The following is a 9,853-nucleotide window of genomic DNA, read 5'->3' as shown; positions in this document are numbered from 1 at the left end:
GGCCGCCCATGCGCCACCGCCCGTGGCCGGTGGCGCGCGGCCCGCGGCCCGCGGCCCGCGGCCCGCGTCCACCGCCTACCGTCAACCGCCGGCCGGCCCGCCACGTCACGGACGGGCGCCGGTCCGGAAATGCGGTAACTTGTGCCCATGGACTTCGGCAGCGCGGACGGCTGGGGGGACGCGATCTATTTCTGGATCATCCCGGTTGTTATGGGCGACGCCATTTTCCCGCCCTTGCCTTCCGAAATGGTGGTCATCACCGGCGGCGCGCTGTCCGCCGTCGGGCGCGCCAACGCCTTTCTGGTGGTGCTCCTTGCCGCGGCGGCGTCCTGGCTTGGCGACATCATGGTTTTCCAGCTCTTCAAGCGGCGCCTGAGCCATACCCTGGACCGCTGGCGCTGGGGCCGGGCTTTCCATCAGGCCGTGCACACCGCCATCGGGAAAGCCGGCCGGTCGACCACCTACGGGGCGATCATCGGCGTCCGCTTCATCCCGGGCGGCCGGCTGGCGACGACGGCCGCCGCTGGCATCGCCAACGTCTCCACCCGCGGATTCAGCCTCTGTGCGGGCCTCGGCGGCCTGCTCTGGGCTGTCTGGTCCGTCAGCCTCGGCTATGTCACCGGCGCGGCCACCGGGCTGCCGTTCTGGGCGAGCTCCCTAATCGGTGTCGGCGTCGGGGTCCTGGTCGGGGTCATCCTGGGCGTGATCGTCACGCGGCGGCGCGGCAATGGCTCCCCCGTCGCGGACGGACCCGACGAGGAACTCGACTTCTGAGGCGGCCGGCACCTGCCTAGACGGGCGCCCAGCGGCCGCGGTTGCGGCGGAGCACCATCAGGTGGCCGGTCACCGCAACGCGTTCGACGGCGTCGCGCATCATCGCGGCCGACTCCAGCGCCTGGCGGTTCTCGCCGCTGGACGAGGTGGGCTCGACCAGGAAGCGCAGGTTCAGTTGCGGAACCCCGCCGGCCAGATCCAGCTGGTTCGCCTCGACGTGGTGCCGCGCCTCCAGGGCTTCGACGGCCGCGGCCATCACGGCCTCCGGCGGGTTGCCCGGCTTGAGCCCGGTGATCTTCAGTCTGGTCTGGAACGACGGCATGGAACAACCCTAGCGGGACGAGCCGCCTGCCCTCCGCACCGGTTTTAGCCGGTGTTGCGCAGGCCCGCCGCCACGCCGTTGACCGTGATCAGCATGGCGCGCTGGAGACGCTCGTCGATCTCACCGTTGGGCATGCTCCCCGCGGCGGCCTCGGAACGGATCCGGCGCAGCAGTTCCACCTGGAGGTAGCTGATCGGGTCGAGGTACTGGTCCCGGATCTCCAGGGAGCGCTTCAGGGTGGGCTGCGCGTCGAGCAGCAGGTCCTCCCCGGTCAGGTTCTGGATCTCGGTGACGGTCAGTTCGTATTCGGCCCGGATGGTGCGGAACAGGTGATGGAGTTCGGCCGGGACCAGCGTGGAGACGTAGTAGCCGGCGATGTCCATGTCCGTCTTCGCCAGCGTCATTTCCACGTTGGAGAGCACCGAGCGGAAGAAGTGCCAGCCGTCCATCATCTCCACCAGCTGGGCCGAGTGGCCGGCCTCGCGGGCAGCCTTGAGCCCGGAGCCGACGCCGAACCAGCCCGGGACGATCTGCCGGGACTGCGTCCAGCCGAACACCCACGGGATGGCCCGCAGGCCCTCGAGGCCCGCGCCGGAATCCGGCCGTTTGGACGGCCGGGAGCCGATGTTCAGGGACCCCAGCTGTTCCACCGGGGTGGACGCCATGAAGTAGGCCGGCAGGTCCGGGTCATCGATCAGTGTCCGGTACCGGGCGAAGGCGGCATCGGAAATGGTCTCCATCACGTGGCCGTAGCGTTCGCGCTGGTCCTCCGAGGTGCGCGGTGTGCGGTGCAGCGCGGAGCCCTGCATGACCGCGGCGAGCGACAGCTCCAGGTTTTCGCGGGCGAGTTCGGGCAGCGAGTACTTGTCCGAGATGACTTCACCCTGTTCGGTGAACTTGATTTCGCCTTCCAGCACCCCGTTCGGCTGGGCCATGATGGCGTCGTAGGTCGGCCCGCCGCCGCGCCCCACGGAACCGCCGCGGCCGTGGAAGAGGCGCACCCGGACGCCGTGCTTCGCCGCGATGTCCCGGAGTTTGCGCTGGGTCTTGTGGATTTCCCACTGGCTGGTCATGACCCCGGATTCCTTGTTGGAGTCCGAGTAGCCGAGCATGATCTCCTGGACGTCGCCGCGCAGCCGGACCAGCTCGCGGTAGGAGGGGTCGGAGAGGAGCTCGTCCACGATCTCGGCCGAGGCCCGGAGTTCCTCCACGGTTTCCAGGAGCGGGGCGAAGCCGATCCGGGCGTACGGGGCCGCGCCGAAAATGCTGACCAGGCCGGCCTCGCGGGCCAGCACGGCCGCGGCCAGGACGTCATCCGCGCCGCGGGTCATCGAGATGATGTACGTTTCGATCACATCCGGGCCGTAGGTGCGCAGGGCCCGCCGGATCTCACGGAAGACGTCATAGGTGCCGTCGGCGACGCCGTCGAGCTTGACCGGGTGGCCGGACAGCGGGCGGCGGGAGGCGAGCTCGGACCCGAGCACCTCAAGCCGCTCCGAACGGCTGAGTTCCGCGTACCGGACGCCCGGGCCGCCGAGGCGGTCCATCAGCTGCCCCACCGCATCGTGGTGATGGTCGGCGTGCTCGCGGATGTCCAGGGTGGCCAGATGCAGGCCAAAGGAGGCGATGGCGCGCCGGACCCGGGCCAGGGCGCCGTCGGCGGCGAGCGCGGCGTGGTGGTTACGCAGCGAGCGCTCCAGCAGGGCCAGCTCGGCGAGGAGCTCCGCGGTGGCGGTGTAGTCGCGGCCCGGTTCATGCGCCGCTCCGGCCGCCACGCGACGGCCGGTGTTGAGCAGCTTGGCCTTGATGCAGGTGAGCTTGAGGCGGTACGGCTCCTGGGCGTTCAATTCCAGGACACGGCGGTCCAGGCCCGGGAGGTTTTTGAGGTCGACGTCGATCGAGTCCAGCAGCTCCTGGTCCGCCCCGGCGAGCGCCGTCGAGTTGGACAGGATGGAGATCAGCCCATCGATCAGGCCGATGCTGATCCGGATGGCGTGCTGGTTCTGGATCTGCAGGATTTCGCGGGTGACGGCCGCGGTGACGTTGGGGTTGCCGTCCCGGTCGCCGCCGATCCAGGAGCCGAAACGGATCGGAGCCTTCTCCGCGGGGAGGCTGACACCGTGTTCGGCGAGCAGTTCGGAGAGGTCAGAGAGCATCTCCGGCATGGCGTCGCCGAGGATTCCGGTGAGGTAGTAGATCGCGTTCCGGGCCTCGTCCACCGGCGTGGGCCGGACCTGGCGGAGTTCGTCGGTCTGCCACATCTGGTCGATCACTTCGGCGAGCTGGCGGTCCTGTCGGCGGCGTGCGGAGGTGCCCTCCGCGGTGCTCTCGGCGAGAATGTCGGAGAGCCGGCGGACCTTGTCCAGCACGGAGCGGCGGGAGGCCTCGGTGGGGTGCGCGGTGAAGATGGGCCGGACGTCGAGTTCGTTCACGACCTCCTGCAGCACCGCGGGGCCGGCCAGGCCGGCGATGTCGGTGACAGCCTTGGCCAGCCAGCCGTCCTTTTCCTGCCGGGTGCGCAGCCCGCGGACCCGGTGCACCTGCTCGGCGGCGTTGGCCAGGTGGAAGTAGAACGCGAAGGCGCGGACCAGGTCGGTCGCCTGGTCCAGGGGCAGGGAGCCGAGCAGTTCGCGGACCTGGGCGACGACGTCGTGTGAGCTCCACGGCCCGGTGGCATCCGCTCCGCCGCGGGCGGCTTCCTTGGACTCCTTGGTCAGCAGGCGCACCTGCTCCACCAGATCCAGGAGTTCGGGGCCGTGCTGGCGGACCAGGGATTCGCCGAGGAGGGTGGAGACCCGGCGGACGTCCGCGCGCAGTTCGGAGGCGAGATCGGCGCCGGGATTCGTTGCAGTGTCAGCCATGGAAACAATCTTTCGAGAGGACTTGGCTCGTACACTGCGCTGGATACTGTGAGCCGGGTTACTTTCTTCCTTAGGATGCTACCCGCAGCCACGGCCGGCAGGGAATCCGTCTCAGATAGTGTCCGTTTCCTTAGCGCGCGATTTTGAAGTTGAACGCTCCGGTGCCCAGCGCGCCCCAGAGCCGCACCCAGAGGGGCAGCATCATTTCGGCGCCGCGGGCGGTGGTGATGTCGCCCAGGTCGATGATGTCCCGGTGCCCGAAGCCCGTGAGCAGCCCGCCCACGATCTCCTTGGCCGCTGCGTCGTTTCCGGACACGAAGACCGAGTGCTCGCCCCCGGCCACACTCGCCGGATCCACCATCACGCTGGCAGTCATCGTGTTGAGGGTCTTGACCACCCGGGCTTCCGGGAAGGCCCGCTGGATCTGCTCACCGAGGCTGTCGGTGTTCACCGGGGTCAGCGACGGCGGAAAGCCGCGGGAGAAGTCCAGCGGGTTCGCGACATCCATGACCACCTTGCCGGCCAGGTTTGCCGCCCCCGCAGCGGCGAGCGCCTCAAGGGAGCCCGCGCCGCTGGTGGCGTTGACGACCAGATCCGAGCGGGCGGCGGCGTCCGCGAACGTGGCCACGCCGATCCGGCGGTGCGCCGCGTGCCATGCAGCAAAGGGTGGGCCGCCCGTCGCGCCGGGCTCGGTCCGGGCCAGCGTCGCCTTCGGGTCCCGCGTGCCCATCACGACGTCATGCCCGAGGGCGGACAGTGCCGCGGCAACCGTGGGGCCAACGGTCCCGGTTCCCAATACAGCAATCTTCACGGCGTCCTCAGTTCTGGATGGTTCAGTTCTGGATGGTTCAATTCTGGATGGTTCAATTCTGGATGGCCGGTTTCAGGACATCCCCGGGTAGACAATTCCGTCTACCCCTCAGCAGGAAGTTACCAGACAGACCTGTCTACGGCAACCGTAGACAGACTTGTCTGGGTACGATGGAGCCATGACGCCGCCAGCAGCCGCAGCACCACAGGGCGCCCGCACGCCAGCAGGGCAGGCCAGGGACAAGATCCTCGCCACGGCCTTCCGGCTCTTCTACGCCCAGGGGCTCCGGGCCGCCGGCATCGACACGATCATCGCCGAGTCCGGCGTCGCGAAGGCCACGTTCTACAAGTACTTCCCGGCCAAGGATGACCTGATCCTCGCCTACCTGGAGAAGGTCGACGGGGTCTGGACCGGGCAGCTCCACGCCGCGGCGGAAGCCGCCGGACCTGATGCCGCAGACCAGCTCGTGGGGCTGTTCGACGCCCTAGCCAGCGCCTGCGGCCGCGACGGCTACCGCGGCTGCGCCTTCATCAATGCCGCCGCCGAATCCGCCTCCGGAACCCGCATTCACGCACGGACGGTGGCGCACAAGGAGCACATCCGGACCTGGATCAGGAACCTGGCCGCCCAGGCCGGCGCCCCGGATCCGGACCAGCTCGCCCGCGGCCTGACCCTGGTCCTCGACGGCGGCCTCGCCAGCGGGGTGCTCGACGCCGATCCGGCGGCCGCCACCGCCGCCCGCCACACCGCAGCCCAACTCGTGTCCGCAAGCCTCGGGAGGAACCCGTGAACACCCTGCACCCCGATCCCCACGCCCAGCTCGCCCGCTGGCAGCGCTTCCGGAACAGCCGCAACACGGCCCTGGCCAGCGCGTACGGCTGGCTGACCCTGACCTCCTTCCAGTGGCTGGAGGACCGGCCGTCGGAGGTCGAGCTCGTCCCCGGGCTCTGGTCCACGGACGGCACGACGGCGTTCCTCACCGCCGCGGCGGCCGAGGGACTGACCCTCGTGAAGACCGGCGAGCCCGTGGACGGCACCATCAGCGCGGCGCTGGCCAATGAGGAATCGCTGCTGTGGGTCCAGTACGGCGGCACGGACGGACGGCAGGTCATGGTGGAACTCGCCATGCGCGCCGAGAAGTACGCCGTGCGCACCCGGGATTCGAAGTCGCCGGTGTTCACCGGGTTCGACGGCGTTCCCGCCTTCGACTACCGGCCGGACCTGGTGGTCGAGGCCAGCTTCCACCCCTATCCGGAGCCGGTCGAGGTCCCGATCGGCACCGCCAACCCGCTGGTCGACGGCGTCCACCGGTCCGTCGGCGAACTGGTGTTCCGGCTCCCCGGCAAGGACCACGACTTCCACCTGCAGGCCGAAGCGGAGAAGCTCGGCGCGCTGACGGTGACGTTCCATGACGAGACCAATGGAGCAGCCCCGCCGGAACTGGCAACTGCCGAGTGGCGGAAGCTTTCCACGGCCCGGCCCCGCGTCGACTCCCTGGGAAACCGGACCGTGGTCCTGGACTTCAACCGGGCGATCAACTACCCCAGCGCCTTCACCCCGTACGGCACCTGCCCCATGCCGGTGAAAAACAACAGCCTGGACTACCGGATCGAGGCCGGCGAGAAAGAGCCCGCGCTGTTTTAGATCACGCCTAGACGATCGCGGACACTCCGGTCACGGCCCGGCCGACGATCAGCGTGTTGATCTCGAACGAGCCCTCGTAGGTGTAGATCGCCTCTGCGTCGGCGAAGATCTTGGCCATCCGGTAGTCGGTGACGATCCCGTTGCCGCCCAGCAGGGACCGGCCCATCCCCACGGTCTCCCGCATCCGGGCGCTCACATAGGACTTCGCCAGCGCCACCTGCGGCATGTCCGCGGCGCCCTGGTCCTGCAGCTGCGCGATCCGGACCATCATGCCCATGCTCGCGACGGCATTGCCGAGCATCGTGACCAGCTGCTGCTGGACGAGCTGGAATTTCGCCAGCGGGCGCCCGAACTGCCGGCGTTCGATGGCGTACTGCCGGGCGACGTCGAACGCCGCCAGCTGCTGGCCAACACCCTGCCAGGCGACCATGATCCGTGAGCCGCGCAGCAGCTCATTGGTGTCCTCGAAGCTGTTGATCCCGGCGAAGCGGTCCGACTCGGCCACCTGCACGTCCTTGAAGACGATGTCGGCGTTCTGCACCGTGCGCAGCGCGATCTTGTTCTCGATCCTGCTCCGGCTCACCCCCGGCAGGGTGGCGTCCACGATGAAGCCGCGGATGCCGCCGTCGGCCTCGTCGCGGGCCCACACCAGCATGTAGTCGCAGAACGTCCCGTTGCCGATCCAGCGCTTGGCGCCGTTGAGCACCCAGCTGTCCCCGCCGTCGGGCGCCCCGCCCCGGACACGCCGGGCGACGGTCTCCATGCCGCCGGCCACGTCGGAGCCATGCTCGGGTTCGGTCAAGGCGAATGCCCCGGTGGTCCGGAGGCTGGCGGCGTCCTCGAGCAGGCGCGCCTTTTGCTCCTCGGAGCCGAAGCCGTAGAGCGATTCGACAAAGAGGTCGTGGTGGACCAGGAAAAACGTCGCCAGCGAGGTGTCCACCCGGGTCATCTCGGCAATGACCAGACCGGCGAACAGGTTGCTGTAGCCGCGCTGGGCCGGGGCACTGAGCTCCAGGGCTGCGAGCTTGGGCAGGATGTGTACGGGGAACTCGGCCTTATTCCACCACTCGCCGGCGAACGGTGCCACCTCGCGGGCCAGGAACACCCGCAGTTCGGCCAGCTTTGCCTGTTCACGAGGGTTGAGCATCGACTCGAAGTCGAAGAAATCGGCGGTCGGCAGCCCCGCGACGGATTCAGCGGGAGCAGGGGAATCGGCGAGTGCGGCCTGCATCATTTCGGTCCCATCCGGATGGCGCCGTCGAGGCGGATGGTCTCGCCGTTGAGCATGGCGTTCTCCACGATGTGCGCGGCGAGGAGAGCGTACTCGGCCGGGCGGCCCAGCCGGGACGGGTGCGGCACCTGCTGGCCGAGTGAGTCCTGGGCTTCCTGCGGCAGTCCAGCCATCATGGGCGTCTCGAAGATGCCCGGCGCGATGGTGACCACCCGAACCAGCGAGCGCGCCAGTTCGCGGGCGATCGGCAGTGTCATCGCGTGCACGGCCCCCTTGGAGGCGGCGTAGGCCGGCTGGCCGATCTGGCCGTCGAACGCGGCGACGGAGGCGGTGTTGATGATGACGCCGCGCTCCGGCCCGCCGAGCTCGGTCACGACCGGCTCGGTGGCCACCATCGCGGCCGCCGCCAGGCGGATGACGTTGAAGGTGCCCACGAGGTTGATCTGGATGACGCGGTTGAAGCTCTCCAGCGGCAGTGCGCCCTCCCGGCCCAGCACCTTGCCGGGGGTGGCGATCCCGGCACAGTTGACCACGATCCGCAGCGGACCGAGGGCGACGGCGGCGTCGACGGCGGCCTGAATCTCGCCCTCGCTGGTAACGTCGGCGGGAACGAAGACCGCCCGGCGCCCCGGCAGCATCGGGCTGCCGGCCCCGGAGGTCTCTGCCCGGACGGTGCCCCCGGCGTTCAGCTCGGCGGCGAAGGCCGCGCCGGCGGAGCCTGGCAGGTCCACCAGGACCACCGAGGCGCCGGCGTCGAACAGGCGCCGCGCCGTCGCGGCCCCCAGACCGGAGGCTCCGCCCGTAATCAGCGCAACAGTACCTTTGATATCCATGCATCCTCCTTGATGTGGAACCGGAGCCCGGGCCTGCAGGGACGCTGCGCGCAGCGTCACGGCCGCACCGCGAACGTTAGTTAATGAATGTTAACTGGAATACGGGCATTCCGCACCATTACCCGGCCGCTACTAGGCTGGAACCATGACCCCGGCCGACAATTACACCTCACCCAACTGGTCTTTCCGGGCCGACGAAGCCGCCCGCTCGGTGACCAGGCTGTTCGGGCAGCGGCTCTTTTTTCTGCCGGGAACCCACCTCGCCGCGACCGTCCGGCCCTCCGGCCGGCTCAGGAACCTGGCCCGGCCCTGGCACTACTGGTGGCAGGCCCACTACATGGACGCCCTGGTGGACACCGGACGCCGCGAACTCGGCCCGGGCGGACGGCCCGGGAACCGGTTCGACGGCGGGAACCGGCCCAGCGCCGGCCGGCTCGCCTCCCGGCTCGTCACGGGAATCCGGCTGCGCAACTTCCTCACCGTCGTCAACAACTACTACGACGACATGGCCTGGCTGGCACTGTCCACGCTGCGGCTGGAGAACCTCGCCAGGGACAGCCGCATGAAAGCCGGACGCCGCCGCAACGCCAGGATCCTGCAGACCCTTACGCTGCAGTTCGACTCCGCCTCCACGGACGACCTCGGGGGCGGCACCTTCTGGAGCAAGAAACGGGACTTCAAGAACACCCCGGCCACGGCACCGGTGGCGCTCCACTTCGCCCGCACCGGCCAGGCGGCCAAGGCGCAGGCCCTGCTGGACTGGCTGGACGCCCGGCTGTTCGACCCCGAACAGGGCCTGTACCGCGACGGCCTCCGGATTGCCCCCGGCGGCGACGTGGTGCTGGAAAGCGCCATCTACACCTACAACCAGGGCCCGGTCCTGGGCGCGCTGCTGGAGCTCGGCGGCGAGGCCAACCTGGCCCGCGCCGCCTCACTCGTGGCGGCGGTGGCACGCAGCCTTACCCTCCCCGCACCCCTGGCGGGGCGCGGCGCCGCGGTGCTGCGCTGCGAGGGCACCGGCGACGGCGGCCTGTTCACCGGCATCCTCGCCCGGTACCTTTCCCTCGCCGCCGTCGACGGGCGGCTTCCCGCCGCGACCCGGGTGACGGCCGCGACGCTCGTCACCGACACCGCCGAGGCCTTCTGGGAGGGCCGGCGCCTGCTGCCGGCCGGGGAACCCCTCGCCCGCCAGGGCGGCCGGATCGTGTTCTCCAGCCGCCCCGAACTGCCGGCGCGGGACACCTACCCGGCAGGCGCCGCCGTCGAACTCTCCACCCAGCTGCAGGCCTGGATGGTGCTCGAAGCGGCCGCCGCCATCGCCACCGGGAATTAAGTCACGCAATAGTTTCGTAATTGATGTGATCCTTATCACTTAAG

At 69.4% G+C, this 9,853-nt stretch carries 9 protein-coding genes; 4 read left to right on the top strand and 5 right to left on the bottom strand.

The genetic code is table 11. From position 1 onward, the window contains the following. Window positions 1–147: 147 nt before the first annotated feature. Entirely contained in the window at window positions 148–774 is a 627-nt protein-coding gene (locus ACZYZ3_RS16480) for a DedA family protein (RefSeq protein ID WP_463964889.1), read from the top strand. Between the two features lie 16 nt (window positions 775–790). On the opposite strand, the gene ACZYZ3_RS16475 is transcribed toward ACZYZ3_RS16480, so the two are convergent. The 3 genes from ACZYZ3_RS16475 to ACZYZ3_RS16465 form a co-directional block, all read right to left on the bottom strand. Further along, a complete protein-coding gene (locus ACZYZ3_RS16475; protein ID WP_463964888.1) occupies window positions 791–1,096 on the bottom strand; it encodes a hypothetical protein in 306 nt (101 codons plus the stop codon). A gap of 44 nt (window positions 1,097–1,140) precedes the next feature. Then, a complete protein-coding gene (ppc, locus tag ACZYZ3_RS16470; protein ID WP_463964887.1) occupies window positions 1,141–3,957 on the bottom strand; it encodes a phosphoenolpyruvate carboxylase in 2,817 nt (938 codons plus the stop codon). 130 nt (window positions 3,958–4,087) lie between these two features. Beyond that, a complete protein-coding gene (locus ACZYZ3_RS16465; RefSeq protein ID WP_463964886.1) occupies window positions 4,088–4,768 on the bottom strand; it encodes an NADPH-dependent F420 reductase in 681 nt (226 codons plus the stop codon). Window positions 4,769–4,946: 178 nt separating this feature from the next. On the opposite strand from ACZYZ3_RS16465, the gene ACZYZ3_RS16460 reads away from it, so the two are divergent. Both ACZYZ3_RS16460 and ACZYZ3_RS16455 read left to right on the top strand, forming a co-directional pair. After that, the gene (locus tag ACZYZ3_RS16460; RefSeq protein WP_463964885.1) at window positions 4,947–5,558 is read left to right on the top strand and encodes a TetR/AcrR family transcriptional regulator; all 612 of its coding nucleotides are present in this window, start codon (window positions 4,947–4,949) and stop codon (window positions 5,556–5,558) included. Further along, window positions 5,555–6,412, top strand: coding sequence for a DUF1684 domain-containing protein (locus tag ACZYZ3_RS16455; protein WP_463964884.1), 858 nt, complete (start codon window positions 5,555–5,557; stop codon window positions 6,410–6,412). Before ACZYZ3_RS16460 ends, ACZYZ3_RS16455 begins: the two co-directional genes overlap by 4 nt. Window positions 6,413–6,419: 7 nt before the next feature. On the opposite strand, the gene ACZYZ3_RS16450 is transcribed toward ACZYZ3_RS16455, so the two are convergent. Both ACZYZ3_RS16450 and ACZYZ3_RS16445 read right to left on the bottom strand, forming a co-directional pair. After that, window positions 6,420–7,646 carry an acyl-CoA dehydrogenase family protein gene (locus ACZYZ3_RS16450; RefSeq protein ID WP_463964883.1) on the bottom strand — a complete coding sequence of 409 codons (1,227 nt, stop codon included), beginning with the start codon at window positions 7,644–7,646 and terminating at the stop codon, window positions 6,420–6,422. After that, window positions 7,643–8,476 carry an SDR family NAD(P)-dependent oxidoreductase gene (locus ACZYZ3_RS16445; protein WP_463964882.1) on the bottom strand — a complete coding sequence of 278 codons (834 nt, stop codon included), beginning with the start codon at window positions 8,474–8,476 and terminating at the stop codon, window positions 7,643–7,645. The genes ACZYZ3_RS16450 and ACZYZ3_RS16445 overlap by 4 nt, the downstream gene beginning before the upstream one ends. A 145-nt stretch (window positions 8,477–8,621) precedes the next feature. On the opposite strand from ACZYZ3_RS16445, the gene ACZYZ3_RS16440 reads away from it, so the two are divergent. After that, entirely contained in the window at window positions 8,622–9,809 is a 1,188-nt protein-coding gene (locus tag ACZYZ3_RS16440) for a glycoside hydrolase family 76 protein (RefSeq protein ID WP_463964881.1), read from the top strand. Window positions 9,810–9,853 lie beyond the last annotated feature (44 nt).

This window comes from Pseudarthrobacter linnaei (genome assembly GCF_055412825.1).
Note: the sequence above shows the minus strand (reverse complement) of the source record. Positions and strands in the feature narration are given on the sequence as shown.

What these genes read in the sequence shown, in the direction of transcription:
- ACZYZ3_RS16480 (WP_463964889.1), top strand. Translation starts at nt 148, where the DNA reads ATGGACTTCGGCAGCGCGGACGGCTGGGGGGACGCGATCTATTTCTGG.
- ACZYZ3_RS16475 (WP_463964888.1), bottom strand. Translation starts at nt 1,096, where the DNA reads ATGCCGTCGTTCCAGACCAGACTGAAGATCACCGGGCTCAAGCCGGGC.
- ppc (WP_463964887.1), bottom strand. Translation starts at nt 3,957, where the DNA reads ATGGCTGACACTGCAACGAATCCCGGCGCCGATCTCGCCTCCGAACTG.
- ACZYZ3_RS16460 (WP_463964885.1), top strand. Translation starts at nt 4,947, where the DNA reads ATGACGCCGCCAGCAGCCGCAGCACCACAGGGCGCCCGCACGCCAGCA.
- ACZYZ3_RS16450 (WP_463964883.1), bottom strand. Translation starts at nt 7,646, where the DNA reads ATGATGCAGGCCGCACTCGCCGATTCCCCTGCTCCCGCTGAATCCGTC.
- ACZYZ3_RS16445 (WP_463964882.1), bottom strand. Translation starts at nt 8,476, where the DNA reads ATGGATATCAAAGGTACTGTTGCGCTGATTACGGGCGGAGCCTCCGGT.
- ACZYZ3_RS16440 (WP_463964881.1), top strand. Translation starts at nt 8,622, where the DNA reads ATGACCCCGGCCGACAATTACACCTCACCCAACTGGTCTTTCCGGGCC.